Source organism: Flavobacterium cucumis (assembly GCF_900148835.1).
GTDB classification, from domain to species: Bacteria; Bacteroidota; Bacteroidia; order Flavobacteriales; family Flavobacteriaceae; genus Flavobacterium; species Flavobacterium cucumis.
Genome location: NZ_FRYK01000001.1, coordinates 570,582 through 589,799 on the forward strand (window position 1 = coordinate 570,582; position 19,218 = coordinate 589,799).

General features: G+C 32.4%; 18 protein-coding genes and 1 tRNA gene. 9 read left to right on the forward strand and 10 right to left on the reverse strand.

The genetic code is table 11. The features are described from left to right. Window positions 1-43 precede the first annotated feature (43 nt). The 8 genes from BUE95_RS02715 (at window position 44) to BUE95_RS02750 (ending at window position 11,064) form a co-directional block, all read left to right on the forward strand. Entirely contained in the window at window positions 44-826 is a 783-nt protein-coding gene (locus tag BUE95_RS02715) for a patatin-like phospholipase family protein (RefSeq protein WP_200778602.1), read from the forward strand. Window positions 827-941: 115 nt separating this feature from the next. Continuing rightward, window positions 942-1,649 carry a UMP kinase gene (gene pyrH, locus BUE95_RS02720; protein ID WP_073581163.1) on the forward strand — a complete coding sequence of 236 codons (708 nt, stop codon included), beginning with the start codon at window positions 942-944 and terminating at the stop codon, window positions 1,647-1,649. A gap of 70 nt (window positions 1,650-1,719) precedes the next feature. Continuing rightward, window positions 1,720-2,283 (forward strand): ribosome recycling factor, encoded by a 564-nt coding sequence (gene frr, locus BUE95_RS02725; protein ID WP_073581165.1) that lies wholly within the window; start codon window positions 1,720-1,722, stop codon window positions 2,281-2,283. A gap of 164 nt (window positions 2,284-2,447) precedes the next feature. After that, a complete protein-coding gene (locus BUE95_RS02730; RefSeq protein WP_073581167.1) occupies window positions 2,448-4,931 on the forward strand; it encodes a DUF5686 family protein in 2,484 nt (827 codons plus the stop codon). 76 nt (window positions 4,932-5,007) lie between these two features. After that, on the forward strand, window positions 5,008-7,419 hold the full coding sequence (locus tag BUE95_RS02735) for an efflux RND transporter permease subunit (RefSeq protein WP_073581169.1): 2,412 nt from the start codon (window positions 5,008-5,010) through the stop codon (window positions 7,417-7,419). Between the two features lie 30 nt (window positions 7,420-7,449). Then, window positions 7,450-8,898 (forward strand): asparagine--tRNA ligase, encoded by a 1,449-nt coding sequence (gene asnS / locus BUE95_RS02740; protein ID WP_073581171.1) that lies wholly within the window; start codon window positions 7,450-7,452, stop codon window positions 8,896-8,898. A gap of 84 nt (window positions 8,899-8,982) precedes the next feature. Then, the gene (gene rpoN, locus BUE95_RS02745) at window positions 8,983-10,446 is read left to right on the forward strand and encodes an RNA polymerase factor sigma-54 (protein WP_073581173.1); all 1,464 of its coding nucleotides are present in this window, start codon (window positions 8,983-8,985) and stop codon (window positions 10,444-10,446) included. Window positions 10,447-10,452: 6 nt separating this feature from the next. Continuing rightward, the gene (locus tag BUE95_RS02750; protein ID WP_073581175.1) at window positions 10,453-11,064 is read left to right on the forward strand and encodes a hypothetical protein; all 612 of its coding nucleotides are present in this window, start codon (window positions 10,453-10,455) and stop codon (window positions 11,062-11,064) included. Here BUE95_RS02750 and BUE95_RS02755 read toward each other — a convergent pair. The 9 genes from BUE95_RS02755 to BUE95_RS02795 all read right to left on the reverse strand — a co-directional run bounded on the left by BUE95_RS02755 (window position 11,059) and on the right by BUE95_RS02795 (window position 17,419). After that, window positions 11,059-11,727: a porin family protein gene (locus BUE95_RS02755; protein ID WP_073581177.1), complete on the reverse strand. Its 669-nt coding sequence runs from the start codon at window positions 11,725-11,727 to the stop codon at window positions 11,059-11,061. The two genes, BUE95_RS02750 and BUE95_RS02755, sit on opposite strands and share 6 nt — an antisense overlap. A 74-nt stretch (window positions 11,728-11,801) precedes the next feature. Then, the gene (locus tag BUE95_RS02760) at window positions 11,802-12,278 is read right to left on the reverse strand and encodes an ExbD/TolR family protein (protein ID WP_073581179.1); all 477 of its coding nucleotides are present in this window, start codon (window positions 12,276-12,278) and stop codon (window positions 11,802-11,804) included. Between the two features lie 15 nt (window positions 12,279-12,293). Then, complete coding sequence (locus BUE95_RS02765) at window positions 12,294-12,911, reverse strand: ExbD/TolR family protein (protein WP_073581181.1); 618 nt, start codon at window positions 12,909-12,911, stop codon at window positions 12,294-12,296. 2 nt (window positions 12,912-12,913) lie between these two features. Continuing rightward, window positions 12,914-13,339, reverse strand: coding sequence for a hypothetical protein (locus BUE95_RS02770; protein ID WP_073581183.1), 426 nt, complete (start codon window positions 13,337-13,339; stop codon window positions 12,914-12,916). 20 nt (window positions 13,340-13,359) lie between these two features. Further along, the gene (locus tag BUE95_RS02775; RefSeq protein WP_073581185.1) at window positions 13,360-14,172 is read right to left on the reverse strand and encodes a MotA/TolQ/ExbB proton channel family protein; all 813 of its coding nucleotides are present in this window, start codon (window positions 14,170-14,172) and stop codon (window positions 13,360-13,362) included. Between the two features lie 84 nt (window positions 14,173-14,256). Beyond that, window positions 14,257-14,344: transfer RNA gene (locus BUE95_RS02780), tRNA-Ser, on the reverse strand. Window positions 14,345-14,418: 74 nt separating this feature from the next. Next, window positions 14,419-15,450, reverse strand: a complete 1,032-nt coding sequence (locus BUE95_RS02785; protein WP_073581187.1) for an asparaginase — start codon at window positions 15,448-15,450, stop codon at window positions 14,419-14,421. After that, entirely contained in the window at window positions 15,437-16,576 is a 1,140-nt protein-coding gene (locus tag BUE95_RS02790; protein ID WP_073581189.1) for a lysophospholipid acyltransferase family protein, read from the reverse strand. The genes BUE95_RS02785 and BUE95_RS02790 overlap by 14 nt, the downstream gene beginning before the upstream one ends. A 63-nt stretch (window positions 16,577-16,639) precedes the next feature. Continuing rightward, complete coding sequence (locus tag BUE95_RS02795) at window positions 16,640-17,419, reverse strand: TatD family hydrolase (RefSeq protein ID WP_073581191.1); 780 nt, start codon at window positions 17,417-17,419, stop codon at window positions 16,640-16,642. Window positions 17,420-17,518: 99 nt separating this feature from the next. On the opposite strand from BUE95_RS02795, the gene BUE95_RS02800 reads away from it, so the two are divergent. Beyond that, window positions 17,519-17,956, forward strand: coding sequence for a retropepsin-like aspartic protease (locus BUE95_RS02800; RefSeq protein WP_073581193.1), 438 nt, complete (start codon window positions 17,519-17,521; stop codon window positions 17,954-17,956). Here the strand turns inward: BUE95_RS02800 and BUE95_RS02805 are convergent, their stop codons facing one another. Then, entirely contained in the window at window positions 17,957-19,177 is a 1,221-nt protein-coding gene (locus BUE95_RS02805) for a TCR/Tet family MFS transporter (RefSeq protein ID WP_073581195.1), read from the reverse strand. Window positions 19,178-19,218 lie beyond the last annotated feature (41 nt).

Sequence of the window (19,218 nt, forward strand, 5' to 3'; positions counted from 1 at the left end):
ATTTAGTTCTATTTTTGGAATTTATCTGTAATAAATGTTACATATGGATTTGTCTTCAAAATCAATCGGAATAGCACTTTCAGGTGGTGGCTCAAAAGGAATTGCTCACGCTGGTGCATTGAAATTTTTAACCGAGCAAGGAATAGCTCCTTGTTGTATTTCTGGTTCAAGTGCTGGGGCAATTGTTGGGGCTTTGTATGCATTTGGGAAAAAACCTGAGGAAATATTAGACTTTTTTAAATCGATTTACTTTTTTCATTGGAAACATTTCACATTTAAAAAACCTGGGATTGTAGATTCTGATTCATTTAAGCGCTATTTTGAGGATATCTTTGGTGAAAATACGACCTTGAATGAATTAAAAATACCAACTTACATCACTGCAACCGATATGGTTAAAGGTAAACTTAAAATATTTAATCCTGAGACCAAAGTTGTTGATGCTGTTTTGGCATCAACGGCAGTCCCTGGAATGATTTCTCCTTATGTAATCAAAGAAAAGCTTTATAGTGATGGTGGTATTTTAAATCATTTCCCAGTTGATTTATTGCAAGGAAAATGTGATTCCATCATTGGCGTTTATGTTAGTCCAGTTCAAAATATCGAAGCTAAAAACCTAAACTCCATAAAATCTGTAACTTACAGAGCATTGGAATTATTAACTGCCAATTCGAATCTTCAAAAATTCAATCATTGCGATTTAATTATTGAACCTAAAGAACTCGTTCGTTTTAGTACTTTTGAAACGAATAAAACCAAGATGGATGCTATTTTTGAAATTGGATATAACGAAGCTAAAAAATCATTTGAACATTTAGATTTATAAATATTCCAACATTTTTTTTAGAAAAAACCGATTTAACTATATTTGCACCAAAATAATACAACATAATGACTTGAGCTTGCGACAGCATGACTCCTTTAAAAAAATAAAAACAGGAATGAAGTATAAAAGAATTCTTCTAAAATTAAGTGGTGAAGCTTTAATGGGCGACAGACAATATGGAATTGATCCAAAACGCCTAGCAGAATACGCTCAAGAAATCAAACAAATTCACGATAAAGGAGTGGAAATTGCCATTGTAATTGGTGGTGGAAACATTTTTAGAGGTGTTGCAGGAGCAAGTAACGGAATGGACAGAGTGCAAGGAGACTACATGGGAATGTTAGCCACTGTAATTAACGGAATGGCATTACAAGGTGCTTTGGAAGAAGCTGGAATGCAAACTCGTTTGCAAACTGCCCTTAAAATTGAAGCTATTGCAGAACCTTATATTAAAAGAAGAGCAACACGTCATTTAGAAAAAGGAAGGATTGTTATTTTTGGAGCAGGAACTGGAAATCCTTATTTCACAACAGATACGGCTGCCGTTTTGAGAGGAATTGAAGTAGGTGCCGATGTAATTTTAAAAGGAACTCGTGTTGATGGTGTTTATAATGCTGATCCAGAGAAAAATCCTGATGCAGTAAAATTTGATTATATTTCATTTGAGGATGTATTAACAAAAGGTTTAAATGTAATGGATACAACTGCTTTCACATTAAGTCAAGAAAATAAATTACCTATTATTGTATTTGATATGAATAAAGATGGTAACTTACTAAAAGTTTGTGAGGGCAAAACTATCGGAACAACAGTAACAATATAATTTTGTTTCTCGTTTCATGTTGTTATTGTTCTTAACCTGAAACCTGAAACCTTAAACTTGAAACAAAAAAATGACAGAAGAAATTAACTTTATTTTAGACAGCGCAAAAGAAGCCATGAATGGTTCGATTGCCCACTTAGAAAAAGAATTCTTAAATATTAGAGCTGGAAAAGCTTCGCCACAAATGTTAGGCGGTGTTTTTGTGGACTATTATGGTTCACAAACACCAATTTCGCAAGTCGCAAATATTAATGCACCTGATGCAAGAACATTAACCGTTACACCTTGGGAAAAAAATATGTTGGGCCCAATTGAAAAAGCAATCATGATTGCTAATCTAGGGTTAAATCCGATGAACAATGGTGAGAACATCATCATTAACATCCCTGCTTTAACAGAAGAAAGAAGACGTGATTTGGTGAAACAAGCTAAACACGAGGCTGAAGAAGCAAAAATTGGTATCCGAAATCACAGAAAAGACGCAAATACGGATATCAAAAAAGAAGAGAAAAACGGAACAGCTGAAGATATTTGTAAAAAAGCAGAAGATGATGTTCAAAAATTAACAGATACTTTCATCAAAAAAATCGAAGAACTTTTAGCTGTTAAGGAAGCTGAAATCATGAAAGTATAAATTTATAAAAGTTTCGTTTCTGACGAGTAATTTGAAAAAATACGATGTAACTCCCAATCTAGAATTGGGAGTTTTTTATTTTAAATAAGGATTCTATAATTTGATAGCATCATATTAAACTGAAAAAAAACAATATATTTGTAGAAATACTTGAAATCACTTACATGAAATATTTTTGGCTTTTTTTGTGCTTCTTAATAACCAATAGTTTTGTAGCACAAACCAAAATTAAAGGACAAGTTATCGACTTTGATTCTAAAGTACCTATCGCTTTTGCCTCTATAACGTATAATAATAAAAAACTCCATGCGGATTGGGAAGGAAAATTCACAATCGAAGTAAAGGATTATAAACTTCCTATAAAAGTCAATTTTAAAGGATATTACGAAAAAATAACCTATCCCGAACCAAAAACCATTAATATTACCATAAAACTGGTAACGGACTTGAATGAGAAAAAACCCGAAATTTTCACCGAAAACAAAGTCAACAACATCATCAAAAAAGTAATTGAAAACAGAAAGTCAAATGACCCAGAAAAAAGCTTATCAAGTTTTCAATATAAAAATTACGAATATGTTCAAGTAACAGCAAATCCAGATAGTATTTCTTCAAAAATTGATACGATTTACAAAAAAAGATTATTGAGAAAACCAATAATTAAATTGGATTCTACAAATTACAAGTTCAAAAAATTCTCAGAAAAGCAGCACTTGTACCAAACAGAAAAAGTTAATTTAATTCAACATACCCAAAAGCAAAGTAAAGAAACCATTCTTGCTACTCGAATGGCTGGTTTTCAACAACCTGTTTATGAATATTTAGGTTTGAAACTAATTTCTTATTCGGTTTACGAAAATCCGTTTGAGATTTTAGAAATTCCTGTTCAAAATCCGATTTCTAATTTTGGAAGAAGACTTTACAATTACAAATTAATTGATACTGTAAAAATAGAAGGAAGAAGCACATATCGAATTTACTTTGAGCCTAAAAAACTAAACGCTAATAGATTAAGAGGTTTGCTTTACATTGATAGTCAAAACTATGCAATTGCTAAAGCTCATTTTCGAATTTATGGAGTTGTAAACATTAACGCAACTTACACTTTTGATTACCGAAAAGATATCGCCATTTGGTTTCCAAAAAACAGAAAATTTAGAGTTTCGAAAGGAAATAATCATGAAGACATCAAGATTTTAGGCGGTACTATAAAATTTAGTTCGGATTTAGAAGAATTAGAAAGCAAAAATGCTACAGATCAAGCCTATGTAAACATCGAATCCACACCGTTTGATATTGAAATAAACAAAGATATAACTATTTCAAAACCAAGAGTAAAAATAGAGGTTCCTGAAAAAAGTTTAAAAAGAGACAATGAATACTGGAGCAGCTTCAAAAAAGATTCCTTAGACAAAAGAAAACTTCGTACTTACACTTCTATTGATAGTTTATCCCTTTCAGAGAGAATCGAACATAAAGTTTTTCTTGGCAGAAAAATCATTAATGGTTATTTTCCAATTTCAATTTTTGATGTTGATTTAAGAAGTATTGTGAAATTCAATAACTTTGAGGGGTTCAGATTAGGATTAGGAGCTACTACCAATACCAAATGGTCTGAGAAATATAAAGTTGCTTTCTACGGTGCTTATGGTTTAAAAGATGATGAATTAAAATTTGGGATTACCCCTTCTTATCTAGTGGATAAAAAAACCGAGACATGGGTTAGTGCGTCTTATTCCAATGATATCTTTGAAATCGCCCAAACAAATTTTGTAACCGATTCTAGAAGATTTAAAATTTATGATCCACGCCCCATCAATATTTCTACATTTTATAACAACAAATTAAGTGTCTTATCTCTAGAAAGTAAGTTATTCCCTAAAACAACCAGTTATTTTGGAATTTCACACAATGAAATCCAACCTCTTTTTGATTATACTTTTATCAATGACAATCAAGCTTACACTAAATACACAATAGCAGCAGCTCAATTCGCTCTTCAATGGAATCCATTTAGTAATTATATGCAAACTCCTATGGGTAAAATTGAATATGAAAAACGGCATCCAAAATTTTCATTACAATTAACACAAACATTACCCAGTATTTTAGATAATGATTTTACGTTTACCAAAGTTGATTTTAAAACCTATTACGAATTACCTTATTTATCGGGTCAAAAGAGTTCTGTCTTACTTCAAACAGGTATTGCATTTGGAGATGTCCCCATCACGCATTTATATAGCATTGTTCCAAACAACTTAAATCGAGAAGCCATCTTACAACGAATTACTTTTGCAGGAAAAAACAGTTTTGAAACCATGTATTTTAATGAATTTTTCTCCAACAAATATGCCTCATTACAATTAAAACACACTTTTAACAAAATTCGTCTTGGCTATAAGATCAATCCTGAATTTACGATTGTTACACGAATGGCTGTAGGTTCAAACAATAAAAACAACCAACATATAGGTATTGCTTATAAAACACTTGAAAAAGGATTCTTTGAAAGTGGCGTAGAATGCAACAAAATTTTCAAAGGTTTTGGCCTTGTTGCTTTTTATAGATATGGAGAAAACCAACTGGCTAACTTCGATGATAATATCGCTATAAAAATATCGTATTATTTAGATTTGGGCCTTTAAATTTATTTTAATTGTTTGCCTTCTAAACCAATAAATTAAGCAATATTTACTACCTTTGCACCTTAATTTTTGAGAGATGTTAAAGTGGTTAAGTACCAGTTTCTGGGATTATATTGCCCGTAAAATTTTAAGAAATCGTGTTTTTCTTTTAATACTTGTTTTGGCGTTTACTGTATTTATGGCGTCTCAATGGCAAAACATGCGTTTTACCTTTACCGAAGCCAATTTATTACCTGATGATCATGAAGTAAATATTCAGTACAATTCTTTTTTAGAAAAATTTGGTGAAGAAGGAAATTTAGTTGTCCTAGGTTTTAAAGATGAAAACTTCTTTTCTGAAAAAAACTATAAAGCTTGGGAAAAGTTTGTAGCTGAAATTAAGAAAGACAAAGCAACCGAGCTAACGCTTTCGATAGAAGACTTACGCGTCTTAGAAAAAGATACTGTTGCACAAAAATTCAAACTTGTTTCTTTTGTGAATAATGACAGTATATCTGATCGTTACTTAAAACGCAAAGAAAAAGAGTTCTTTAATGATTTACCCTTTTACGAAGGGATGCTTTTTAATAAAGAAAGTGGTGCTGTTCGATTTGCTGTTTATTTAGACAAAAAAATTGTAAATACTCCCGCTAGAAAAGAGTTCATTGAAAAACACCTGAGTCAGGAAAAAATTAGTGCCTTTGAAAAAGAAACAGGACTAGACCTTCGTGTTTCTGGAATGCCATACATAAGAACCTTAAATGCCAATAGTATCATTAGTGAAATAGGTTTGTTTGTAGGAGCTGCTCTTGGAATTACCTCATTGTTGTTTTTCTTCTTTTTTAGAAGTTTTAGAGCCACTCTCATTTCAATGTTTGTGGTTGTGATTGGTGTCATGTGGTCCTTTGGTACGCTTGGTCTTTTAAACTATGAAATTACAGTTTTAACCGCTATTATTCCACCTTTAATCATTGTAATTGGAATTCCAAATTGTATTTTCCTGATAAATAAGTACCAACAAGAAATTAAAAATCACGGAAACAAAGCAAAATCATTGCAACGTGTTATTTCTAAAGTAGGTAATGCTACGTTGTTAACAAACTTAACTACTGCGGCTGGTTTTGGGACCTTTATTTTGACCGATAGTAAATTACTGAGTGAATTTGGGGTTGTAGCATCATTAAACATTGTCTTTTTATTCATTCTATGTTTGATTATAATTCCTATAGTTTATAGTTATCTACCAATGCCGAAAGAGAAGCATCTTGCTCATTTAGGAAAAAATTACATGGCAAAATTCATTTATTGGATTGAAAACACGATTAGACATCATCGAGTCGCTGTTTTTTCTACGGCTATTGGGATTTTAGTATTGGGAATTATAGGTATTTACCAAATCAAAATATCAGGAAGTATTATTGAAGATATGCCCAAAAAAGCACCTTTCTTTAAGGATATTCTGTTTTATGAAAAAGAATTTGACGGGGTTATGCCTCTCGAGATTGTAATTGATACAAAAAGACCAAAAGGAGCGCTTAAATCTGTTACATTAAGGCGAATTGAAGAACTACAAGAAACAATTATTGAAATTCCTGAATTATCAAAACCTGTTTCAATTGTAAATTTAGTGAAATATTCCAAACAAGCTTACTATAACGGCAATCCTGAATTCTATGAATTACCTACAAAACAAGAGGAAGCATTTATCTTAACTTATATTAAAAATTCAACCCAAAAAGGGAATGAAAACATGCTTAAAAGCTATGTTGATAGCACAGGTCAATATGCTCGGATAACCACTTTTATGCGAGACATCGGAACCGATAAAATGAAAAAAATTGAAGAACGTTTACATGACAAAATAAATCATATTTTTCCAAAAGAACGTTATGAAGTTTCCCTAACTGGAAAAGCTTATGTTTTTGAAAAAGGAACCCATTACCTAATTGACAATTTAGTACAATCTTTACTTTTTGCTATTGTTCTTATTTCTATGTTAATGGCGTATATGTTCCGCTCATTTAAAATGATAATTGTATCTTTATTACCTAACATTCTACCATTGGTAATGACTGCTGGGCTAATGGGTTATTTTGGAATCCCAATTAAACCTTCTACAATTTTAGTATTCAGTATTGCTTTTGGAATCTCTGTAGACGACACTATTCACTTTTTAGCAAAATACCGTCAAGAATTAAAAGCGAATAATTGGAAAATAAAACGTTCGGTTTATGCTACATTAAAAGAAGCAGGGATTAGCATGTTTTATACTTCTGTAGTGTTATTTTTTGGGTTCTCAGTTTTTACTTTATCTAGCTTTGGAGGAACTGTTGCATTGGGGGGATTAGTAGCAACTACTTTACTTTTCGCAATGTTATCTAATCTAATTTTGCTACCTGCATTATTACTTTCACTAGATAAAACCATAGCTAACCAGCAAGAATTTTTGGAACCTACATTGGATATTTTAGCAGAAGATATTGAAGAAGAAAATTCAATCGAGAAATAGTATATTTGTATTTTAAAATCATAAATCGAAATGAAACACTCAAAAGTTATAGACCTTTTAAACAGCACGAAAATATTACATGAAGTAACAGCAAAAGGTTGGGTTAGAACATTTAGAAATAATCAATTTATTGCATTGAACGATGGTTCAACCATTCACAACATTCAGTGTGTTGTAGATTTTGAAAATACACCCGATGAAACGTTAAAAAGAATAACTACAGGAGCTGCTATTTGCGTAACTGGAACCCTAGCTGAAAGCCGTGGTGCCGGACAAAAAGTAGAAATTCAAGTAACAAAATTAGAGATTTTAGGTGATAGCGATGCGGAGAAATTCCCGATGCAACCCAAAAAACACTCCTTAGAATTTTTACGCGAAAATGCCCATTTACGTGTAAGAACAAATGCTTTTGGAGCTATTATGCGTGTGCGTTCAACATTAGCATTTGCAGTGCATCAATATTTTCAAGAAAAAGGTTTTTTCTATGTAAATACGCCTATCATTACGGGTTCAGATGCAGAAGGTGCCGGAGAAATGTTTCAAGTAACTTCTCTACCAATTGATGGCTCTGCTCCAAGAAATGAAGACGGAAGCATTAACTACAAAGAAGATTTCTTCGGAAAACAAACGAATTTAACCGTTTCTGGACAATTAGAAGGAGAAACTTTTGCAATGGCTTTAGGTCAAATTTATACTTTTGGGCCAACATTCCGTGCAGAGAATTCAAACACTTCACGTCACTTAGCTGAATTTTGGATGATTGAACCAGAAGTCGCTTTCAATGATTTAGCTGACAATATGGATTTGGCTGAAGATTTCATTAAATACGTTATCAAATATACCGTTGCTAAATGTGGTGATGATTTAAAATTCTTAGAAAGCAGGTTGTTAGAAGAAGAAAAAGCAAAACCACAAGCTGAAAGAAGTGAAATGTCGCTTTTAGAAAAATTAAGCTTTGTATTAGACAACAACTTCAAGCGTGTTTCTTACACCGAAGCTATTGATATTCTAAAAGATTCAACACCAAATAAAAAGAAAAAATTCCAATATATTATTAACGAATGGGGTGCTGATTTACAAAGTGAGCACGAGCGTTTTTTAGTAGAAAAACACTTCAAATGTCCGGTAATTTTATTCGATTATCCCGCAAAAATTAAAGCGTTTTACATGCGTTTGAACGACAATACTGAGCCAGGAAAAGAAACTGTTAGAGCAATGGATATTTTATTCCCTGGAATTGGAGAAATCGTTGGAGGTTCACAAAGAGAAGAGCGTTACGATGTATTAGTTGAAAAAATGAAAGCTTTAGGAATTGACGAAGAAGAACTTTGGTGGTATTTAGATACAAGAAGATTCGGTTCAGCTGTTCACTCTGGTTTCGGATTAGGTTTTGAAAGATTAGTCCTTTTTGTAACGGGAATGAGCAACATTAGAGACGTTATTCCGTTCCCAAGAACACCGCAAAACGCAGAATTCTAAAAATAGTTGTTTCAAGTTTCAGGTTTCAGGTTGTTTTTGTTAGACAACTTGAAACTTTAAACCTTAAACTTTTATACAAAAAAAATGCTTAAACACAGTTTACAATTTAAATTATCTCAAAAATTATCGCCTCAACAAATTCAGTTGATGAAATTGATTCAATTGCCTACTCAAGCTTTTGAGCAACGTCTTCAGGAAGAATTAGTGGAGAATCCTGCTTTGGAAGAAAGTAGCACGGAAGACAATTACGATTTAGATGATTATGAAAGTAACACTGATGATTACGAAGACTACGACAGCGAACACATTGATACGGGTGACATCAATATAGATGAATATCTAAGTAATGATGAAACGCCAGATTATAAGTACCAAACCAATAATTACAGTGATGACGATGAAGACAAAACAATGCCATTTGCGGCCCCAGTAAGCTTTCATCAGGATTTAATTAATCAGTTAAATACCTTTATTTTAACTGATGAAGAACGTGATATTGCAGAATTTTTGGTAGGTAGCATCGACGATATGGGTTACATCAGACGCACAATTCAAGATATTGTAGACGATATGGCTTTCACCCAAGGCATTTATACTAATGAAGCGACTGTAGAGCGGATTTTACATTTAGTGCAAGATTTAGAACCTGCCGGTGTTGGAGCACGCGATTTACAAGAATGTTTGTTATTGCAATTAAAACACAAAACACCTTCAGATTCAATTACTTTAGCTATAAATGTGATTGATCAACAATTTGATGCATTTACCAAAAAACATTACGATAAACTGTTGCAAAAATTTGATGTTTCCCAACAACAACTTCGTAAAGCAATTGACGAAATTGAAAAACTAAATCCAAAACCAGGAGGAAGTTTCGATGGTAATCAAAAAGCGATAGAACATATTGTACCTGATTTCACTATTCGAATTATTGATGGGGAATTAGAACTTTCATTAAACGGTAGAAATGCTCCAGAATTACACGTTTCTAAAGATTATCAAGAAATGTTGCAGAGTTACAAAGATACTTCCGAAAAGTCTAATACACAAAAAGATGCCGTTCAGTTCATCAAACAAAAATTAGATTCAGCAAAATGGTTTATTGATGCAATTAAACAGCGTCAGGAAACCTTATTTGTTACGATGAATGCTATAATGCATTATCAAAAAGAATATTTTTTAGAAGGAGAGGAAACCAAACTTCGTCCGATGATTCTAAAAGATATTGCCGATATGGTAGGATTAGATATTTCAACCGTTTCTCGTGTAGCAAATAGCAAATATGTTGATACACCTTATGGAACTAAATTAATTAAAGAATTCTTCAGTGAATCCATGACAAACGACCAAGGAGAAGAAGTTTCAACTATTGAAATTAAAAACATCTTACAGCAGGTAATTTCAGAAGAGGATAAGAGAAAACCACTTCCTGATGATCAACTAGCTGAAATTTTAAAAGAACGAGGTTACCCAATAGCAAGAAGAACTATCGCAAAATACCGTGAGCAACTAGATATTCCGGTTGCACGATTGCGAAAGAAAATATAAAGAAAGATGGATTTAAAAAAAATATTACCCGTTTTCTCCTATATTTTTCACCCCATATTTGTTTCCTTATATGGAACTTTATTTTTCTTTTTAATAACCAATTCATTTTTTTACAACTCGCAAATCATTGTAACGTTAATTCAAGTAGCAATCTTAACCTTGTTATTACCTTTGTCAATGTATTTCTTATTTCGATCATTAGGAGTTGTTAGTTCGTTTACGGAAGCCAGCATTAGTGAAAGGAAAATGCCGATTGCTGTTCAGTCAATTTTATTGTTTGTTCTGATTAAATTTAGTGTTTCAAGAGATACAGTAGCAGAACTGTATTTCTTCTTTCTTGGCGGGTTTTTTAGTAGTGTAATCGTTTTAGCAAGTGTAATTCTAAAATACAAAGCCAGTTTACACATGATTGGAATTAGTTCATTAACCTGTTTTATTTTTGGCTTAAGCATGTATTACCAAATGCCTTTTATAAATCTTGTAGCGTTTTGTATTGTTTGTATGGGATTAGTTGCATCCTCACGATTATACATGAAAGCACATACTTACCCTGAACTTATAGCAGGAGTTATCATTGGTGCTGGTCCACAATTGCTTTTATATTCTTATTGGCTATAGGATATAAAACTTAAGTCCGATATTAAGAGAAGAAATTTCATTCACTGTTGCCGTCTTATTTTTATCAAAAATAGGATTTAAAGCATAATACATGTAAGGATTCCATGTATTGAACCCGAAAGACAAATAAAGTCCATATTGCAATCTATTTACAATATCCTTTATGTTTTCATTTCCATCACCAAGAATTTCAGATTCATATTTAAGGTTACCATCCAATAAATAACTTACCTTAAAACCCGTATGAATTCGCCAAAATTTATGACTTGAAGGAGAAGCATTTCTCCATCGTAACTCTAATGGCAGCTCTAGATAATGAAGAATAATTCTACTGCGCACTATTCCAGAATTTGAAACAGAAGAATTTGGACTAACGGTTGAAATTTCTATATTTTGCTTTAGATTATTGTAAGAGTAACCCGCTCCTAATGCAATTGACCAATGTCTATTTTTAGAAATAGGCATGTCTCGGAGAAAACCACCAGTAAAACCAGTTGAAAATGAATACTGACTAAAATTATCAGGTTTTTTTTGAATAAAATTATAAGAGATAGACAAATAGAATTGATCTTCTCTAAATAATGAATCTACGACTTTTACATCTGATTGAGAAAACAGAGAACATGATATTGAGAAAAACAATATACTTAAACAAATACGCATTCTAAATGTTTTTTACAAAAGTAACAAAAAAAGGCACGCAAAAATGCGTGCCTTTTATATAATTAAAAGTAAGATTACTCTTTAACTGGATTACCTTGTGTAGTAGTGTAATTAACTTTAAGTTGTTCCACTTTACGTAATTCAAGTTTAATATCACTTACTAATCCCATTTTAACATTCTTATCAATTTTCAAAGAAGCTGTTAAATACTTTTCATCTGCAGAATTTCTCTGAGCTCTTTCTGTAAGCACAAACTGACGGATATCAGAAGGTGAAGACATTTTATCAGCTAACTGAATTCTATCTGAACCACCAAGAGTCGCACGATATCTTTCATTTGGTTTTCCTGCATAGATATACATAATAAATTCTTTCTTATGCAATTTTGCTGTTTGATCTGCTTTTGGTAGTGTGTTTTCTATTTTCAAATCACTATCTTTCATAGTTGTAGCAGTCATAAAGAAGAATAAAAGCATAAATACAATATCCGGTAATGCTGCTGTTGAAATCGCAGGTAATTCTCCTGATTTTTTCTTTTTAAACTTAGACATAGTTATAATATTCTTTTAATTCTTTTTTGGTTCAGCTTCAGAAAGTCTCATTGGAAACATCTCTTGAATCTTTTTTACTTTAGGTTCTAAATCTTCTCTCAAACCTTCGACTGCTCTTGTTGCTGGATCATTATAGATATAGTCTAACTCAGTAAAAGACATACCATATCTTTTCTTACTCTCTCTATCTCTTAGATAGTTATAAGCTGCTACTAATTCATTTTGTACAGCAATGTACGTTTCATAAGATGTTTGACCATCATTATTTAGAGAAATTACTGCATCTAAAGGACTATCAGATGAACTAGCATCTCTTTTTCCTTCACAATAATTACAAACCCCTTTGCCGTTATTTTCAAGAAAGTCAATTGCAACTTGTCTTAATTCTTTAATATCAACCAATTTTTCTTCAACTAATAATTGATTGTCTTTATTAACTAAAACTGTTAAAATATTTCTTTCATTTATATTTGGCACAACAGGATTTGGGTCGAAACGAGGCAAGAGTCTGTTAATCCCTTGGTCAACCCCAATAGTAGTAGTTACCAAGAAGAAAATCAAAAGTAAGAAAGCTATATCTGCCATAGAACCGGCATTTACCTCTGGTGGTAAACCTCTTCCTTTTCTAGCCATAATTATTTTTTAATTTTGTTTAAACCTGTCCAAAACATTGTTCCTATGGCAACTACTGCTAATAAATAAAACATATTTAGACCAGTACTCACCCATTTAGAAGTGCTTTCAGAAGCAATGATCTCATTTGAAGCTGATTTAACCTCTGTTCCATCTGCAATAATAAATGAAACTAAAATCAATGCGAAAAACAACCCTATCGAAATGAATGTTTTCTTGATATTCTCTTTATCCGAAAATAAATTCTTAAATACATAAATTAACACTAAAGCTATACAAGCTATTAGAATTACATAAGATAAATATATAAGAGGGGTAATCCAACTACTGTTTGCAGCATCATCAGAAGCCATTAATCCTCCTAAGAAAACTAAGCTCAATACTGAAATTACAATAGCTGCTATTTTTGTTACTTTGTGTAAATTCATAACAGTTATATATTTATTAATTATTTTTTGCTGTAATCAGACAACATATCAACTAAGCTGATAGATGCATCTTCCATATCATTTACGATTGAATCAATCTTAGCTGTGATATAGTTATAGAAAATTTGTAGAATAATAGCAACAATAAGACCGAATACAGTTGTTAATAAAGCTACTTTAATACCTCCTGCTACTAAAGATGGCTCCATAGATCCTGCAGATTGAATTTGGTCAAACGCTTCAATCATACCAATTACGGTTCCCATGAAACCTAACATCGGTGCTAAAGCGATAAATAATGAAATCCAAGAAACGTTTTTCTCTAATTGACCCATTTGAACACCACCGTAAGCAACGATAGATTTTTCAGCAGAATCCAAACCATGAGAATAACGGTCTAAACCTTGGTAAAAGATAGATGCAACTGGACCAGAAGTATTTCTAGCAACTTCTTTAGCAGCGTTTACACCACCTGAGTTTAATGCTGTTTCAACTTCACTGATTAATTTTTTAGTGTTAGTTGTTGACAAGTTTAAGTAAATAATTCTTTCAATTGCAATTGCTAAACCTAAAATCAAACAAATCAATACGATTCCCATGAAACCAGGACCACCTTCAATAAAACGTTTTTTCATTCCTTGTGTAAAAGTAGTTTCTTCTTCAACTACATTTTCTTCAGTTGCCACTACTGCAGCTTCCTCTTCTGTAGCTGTCGTATCAACAACTTGTTCTGTTTCTGGTGCTGTAACTTGAGTTGTGTCTGCATCTTGAGCTTGAACATTTCCAAAAGTCATAAGCCCTGTGATTGCTAAAATAGAAAATAATCTTTTCATCGCTTTTGTTCTTAAATTTTAATTAGTTAATGGGTAAAGATATAAAAATATTTATAATTTTTCTTTAAAATAAGTATCATTTAGCAGAGAGGAAGGGATTCGAACCCTCGTCCCGATTTTGTCGGGAACACACTTTCCAGGCGTGCGCCTTCGACCACTCGGCCACCTCTCTAACGAAGCTTTACTTTTTTCAAGGGTGCTAAATAACATAAAAAAAATGATGTATAAAAATTTAAATTGTTATTTTTATGTCATTTCTCCTCTAATAGGGGTTTCGAAAACACTTTTTAACATAACATTAGATATATTTTGCCCCAAAAGATACATTAACTTAGTAATTGCCGCCTCAGTTGTTATATCTTTTCCTGAAATAACGCCTATGCTTTTTAACTGAGTACTAGTTTCATAATTCCCCATGGCTACACTTCCGCCACTACATTGTGTTACATTTACAACATGAATATTATTCTTTATAGCTCTTTCTAGTGTTGCCACAAACCATTCTTCTGTTGGTGCATTCCCTGAGCCATAAGTCTCTAAAACAATCCCTTTCAAATTTGGAATTGAAAAAAATGCATGCAATACTTGCTGATTGATTCCGGGAAAAATCTTTAAAATAGCCACATTATCATCAAAATCAGTATGTACTTTTAATTTTTTATTGGTTTTTTTCTTTAAAATAATATCATTATTCACTTTCAAATGTACACCTGATTCTGCCAATTCAGGGAAATTAGGCGAGGTAAAAGCATTAAAGTGTTCGGCACTGATTTTAGTGGTGCGATTTCCTCTATATAATTTATATTCAAAATATAAACACACTTCCTGAATTACTGGTCTTTTATTTTCTTGAAGAGAAGCTACTTGAATTGCGGTAATTAGATTCTCCTTGGCATCCGTCCTTAAATCCCCAATTGGCAATTGTGAGCCCGTAAAAATAACTGGTTTTTCCAAGTCTTCTAACATAAAACTCAATGCAGAAGCACTATAGGACATCGTATCAGAACCATGCAAAACAACAAATCCATCAAACTCCGAGTAATTTTCCTCAATTATTGTAGCCATTTTTTGCCAATTGTCAATATTCATATTAGATGAATCAATAGGCACTTCAAAAGAAATGGTTTCAATTTGACAATCTAATAAATGCAATTCGGGAATTCGGCTTAATAACTCATTAAAATCAAAAGCTTTCAAAGTTCCTGTTTGAAAATCTTTTACCATTCCGATGGTGCCACCCGTGTAGATTAAAAGTATTTTTGGTTTATGAGATGTCATTGGTGTATTTCAATTTATTCACAACCGGATTAGCATACATAGCCAAGAAACCTTCTCTCATGGTTTCATTGTCGGCATCAATTCGCATTTCTAATCTTCTTTCAAACAGTTGACGCTCTTTTTCGTTATACAAATGTGTAAACCGAGTTGTTTTGTATAAAATATCATAAGCTATAAAATTTGTTGGCCATAATTTATAGGATTGCAAAATAGAATCGTCAATTACTTGTGCCAAAGCTTGAATCTGCTTATTGTTATTATCCTTTTCAACAATAATTTTTTCGTATTCACTTTCTAAAACATCGCCAACATGAATGTGGATACGCTTTTTTTGCCCGATGATTCCACTTAATAAGGTAATAAAATCTTCATTTTTCTCCTTAATATAAACTTCGTCTTTGGAAAGCGCTATTAATTGCGGCATTTTCAAAGCATCTGTTGGATCGTACTCATACGAAATAGAAACAGGTACTACTCTTAATTTCTTGAAAAAATCCATACAATTCGCCTCATCTGATGCCATCGCAATCATTTTTAAAACGCCTTGATGAGTGGCATCATTACCATCCTTTGTCCTTCCTTCACGTTGGGCAATCCAAACAGAACGGTTTTCTTTTGACAGTAAATGATACATATATTCTGACATCAGCTTAGAGCTTTGCAATAATTCTCTTGGCGATAAACCGCGTTGTACTAGAAAATTTCGATTTAATTTTGAAAGTTTTAAAAGAAAATCTTTCTTCACTAGATTATCCCCAATAGCGGAAGCTGTCATGATCAATCCATGATCGCAAAGTGAAACATTTAATAAGGACGTATCTAAAATAATGTCTCGATGATTGGAAATAAACAAATAAGAAATGTTAGGGCTTAATTTTTCAAAACCAGAGGTAGTGAGTCCCTCCGAACTTCTCTCTAGAACTCTTTGAATTGATTGGTAAACAAAATTGACTTGAAAATCACGAATAGAATGAGTAGTACTCAATTGTTCTTTCCAAACTTCATCATCTACTTCTGGAAACGTAAAATCCATCATGGCTTTCATCATAGGATGATGCAACAATGACTTTAAAGCGTCGTTTACTTCAGAATCATAATAAGGGCGAATAGAATCGAATTTTGTCATATTTATTTTCAAAACTAAACACAAATGAACGAAATTTTTATCACTTTTTACTTTATATTTTGATTAAATTCCGAAAATTTGTTTTGAATTTTCAGTAGTAATTTTTGCAATTTCTTCAATTGGTAATTGGTAAATTTCGGCTAACTTTTGCGCTATCAATAAAGTATAACTACTCTCATTTCGTTTTCCACGATACGGAACAGGTGCCAAATAAGGTGCATCCGTCTCTAAAACAATATGCTTTATATCGATTTCATTTAAAAACTGGTCTATTTTTCCATTTTTAAATGTAGCTACTCCTCCTATACCTAATTTCATTCCTAAAGAAATTGCTCTTCGGGCTTGATCTAAATCACCTGTAAAACAATGGAAAATCCCAAATAAATCGATTGCTTTTTCATCTTCCAAAATCTCAAAAACGGCATCAAAAGCATCACGACAATGAATGTTGATTGCTAATTTATACTTCTTTGCTAATTGGATTTGGTATTTAAAAACATATTGTTGCTCTTTCAAAAAAGTTTTATCCCAAAATAAGTCAATCCCGATTTCGCCAATAGCATAAAACTTTCTCTTAGTCAATTCTTGCTCCACATGCGCCAATTCTTCCAAATAATTCTCCTTTACATAAGTAGGATGCAAACCCATCATTAGAAAAACATTTTCTGGATATTGATTCTCTAATTCATACATTTTTGAAGTGTAATTAGAATCTATGGAAGGCACAAAGAAACGAGAAACACCAGCATTGATGGCTCTTTGCATCATTTCGTTACGATCTAAATCAAATTCTTCTGAATATAAATGGGTGTGGGTATCGGTTAAGATTAATTGCGAGTTCAAAATTGTGAGTTTTATAATTTTGTATTTATGTCACAAAGTTATATTCTGAAATCTAAAATCGTTAATCTAAAATCATAAATTTTAGTTTATTTTTGAATCATGGAAGATTTGCAGGACTTTTTAAAAGAGAAAAAATATAAAAAAATAAAGTTTACAGTGCTAAAAACCCAACATTTATTAATAAAAGGGAAAATAAACGGCGTCAAGGGAAACTTTATTTTAGACACAGGAGCGAGTAATAGTTGTGTAGGATTTGATCGTATTGAACATTTCAAATTAGATGCCCAATTCTCAGAAACTAAAGCCGCCGGAGCAGGCGCAACAGGAATTGAAACTCAATTAGCAAGAAACAATGAAATTCAATTGGGAAGATGGAAAAACAAAAAATTTCACCTAATCGTTTTTGACATGAGTCATGTAAATGAGGCTTTAACTCATTATAAAACCAAACCCGTTGATGGAATTATTGGTGCTGATATCTTACTAAAAGGAAAAGCAATTATTGATTATTGTAATCATTATTTGTTTTTGAAATAATTATTTCGTGTGGTTTTTCTTCAGTGTTCGGAAAGCTAAAATCGTACTAATCAACATTAAAATTCCACCTAAAACAAATGGTGCTCCTGGGAATAAAAAAGGTGCCTCATCATGAGTGAAATAATAAAAAATCGAGGCCATCATAGGTGGACCTACGATTGAAGAAGCACTCATTAAACTGGTTAATGTTCCTTGAATTTCACCTTGTTCTGACGGATCTACTTGTTCAGAAACGACAGCTTGTAATGCTGGACCAGCAATTCCTCCTAAACAATACGGAACTAAAAAAACAAACATCATCCAACTTTCTGTTGCAAAAGCAAACAAGAACATTCCGATAGTATATAACGCTAATCCATAATAAATACTTTTTATATTTCCGATTTTTGGATTTATCCAACGAATTAAACCTCCTTGAACAATTCCAACTAATAATCCGATAATCCCTAGAGAAATACCTACCATTTTTTCGTCCCAATTAAATTGATACATGGTAAAATAATTCCAATTGCTTTGTACGGCATGCGAACCCACATAAAGAATAAAAATAGCCAATACTAATCCAATTAAATTTGGATATTTTTTCAGATGTAACAGAGCACCTATCGGATTAGCCCTTTTTAATTCAAACGGTCTACGTTTCTCTTTACTTAATGATTCTGGCAAAATGAAATAGCCATATAAAAAGTTTAACATACACAAAATAGCCGCGGCAATAAAAGGAATCCTTGTTCCAAACTGTCCTAGCAATCCTCCTAAAACTGGACCAATAATAAACCCTAATCCAAAAGCAGCACCCATCAATCCAAAATTCTTAGCTCTGTTTTCGTGCGTACTAACATCAGCAATATAAGCAGAAGCGGTTGTGAAACTTGCTCCTGTTATTCCAGACAAAATTCTACCAATGAACAACCATGTTATTGTTGGCGCAAAGGCTAACAATAAAAAATCTAAAGAAAAAGCGAACAAAGAAGTTAACAATACGGGGCGTCTACCGTACTTATCACTTAAGTTCCCTATCACTGGTGCAAAAATGAATTGAGTAATTGCATAAGCGAAAGTTAACCAACCTCCATATTTTGCAGCTTCACTAATATCTCCATTAATAAGCTCTTTGATTAAATTTGGGATTACAGGAATAATGATACCCCACCCTATAACATCTAACAAAACGGTAATAAAGATAAAACCAACGGCTGCTTGCTTCTTAGATTTTTTCATAGCTAAAATTTGAATCACAAAGAAAAGAAAAATCCCAAACT

Coding starts and splice junctions, on each gene's coding strand:
- pyrH (WP_073581163.1), top strand. CDS start 942: ATGAAGTATAAAAGAATTCTTCTAAAATTAAGTGGTGAAGCTTTAATG.
- BUE95_RS02730 (WP_073581167.1), top strand. CDS start 2,448: ATGAAATATTTTTGGCTTTTTTTGTGCTTCTTAATAACCAATAGTTTT.
- BUE95_RS02715 (WP_200778602.1), top strand. CDS start 44: ATGGATTTGTCTTCAAAATCAATCGGAATAGCACTTTCAGGTGGTGGC.
- BUE95_RS02755 (WP_073581177.1), bottom strand. CDS start 11,727: ATGCGTATTTGTTTAAGTATATTGTTTTTCTCAATATCATGTTCTCTG.
- BUE95_RS02805 (WP_073581195.1), bottom strand. CDS start 19,177: ATGAAAAAATCTAAGAAGCAAGCAGCCGTTGGTTTTATCTTTATTACC.
- BUE95_RS02785 (WP_073581187.1), bottom strand. CDS start 15,450: ATGACATCTCATAAACCAAAAATACTTTTAATCTACACGGGTGGCACC.
- BUE95_RS02775 (WP_073581185.1), bottom strand. CDS start 14,172: ATGAAAAGATTATTTTCTATTTTAGCAATCACAGGGCTTATGACTTTT.
- asnS (WP_073581171.1), top strand. CDS start 7,450: ATGAAACACTCAAAAGTTATAGACCTTTTAAACAGCACGAAAATATTA.
- BUE95_RS02800 (WP_073581193.1), top strand. CDS start 17,519: ATGGAAGATTTGCAGGACTTTTTAAAAGAGAAAAAATATAAAAAAATA.
- BUE95_RS02750 (WP_073581175.1), top strand. CDS start 10,453: ATGGATTTAAAAAAAATATTACCCGTTTTCTCCTATATTTTTCACCCC.
- rpoN (WP_073581173.1), top strand. CDS start 8,983: ATGCTTAAACACAGTTTACAATTTAAATTATCTCAAAAATTATCGCCT.
- BUE95_RS02765 (WP_073581181.1), bottom strand. CDS start 12,911: ATGGCTAGAAAAGGAAGAGGTTTACCACCAGAGGTAAATGCCGGTTCT.
- BUE95_RS02770 (WP_073581183.1), bottom strand. CDS start 13,339: ATGAATTTACACAAAGTAACAAAAATAGCAGCTATTGTAATTTCAGTA.
- BUE95_RS02790 (WP_073581189.1), bottom strand. CDS start 16,576: ATGACAAAATTCGATTCTATTCGCCCTTATTATGATTCTGAAGTAAAC.
- BUE95_RS02735 (WP_073581169.1), top strand. CDS start 5,008: ATGTTAAAGTGGTTAAGTACCAGTTTCTGGGATTATATTGCCCGTAAA.
- frr (WP_073581165.1), top strand. CDS start 1,720: ATGACAGAAGAAATTAACTTTATTTTAGACAGCGCAAAAGAAGCCATG.
- BUE95_RS02760 (WP_073581179.1), bottom strand. CDS start 12,278: ATGTCTAAGTTTAAAAAGAAAAAATCAGGAGAATTACCTGCGATTTCA.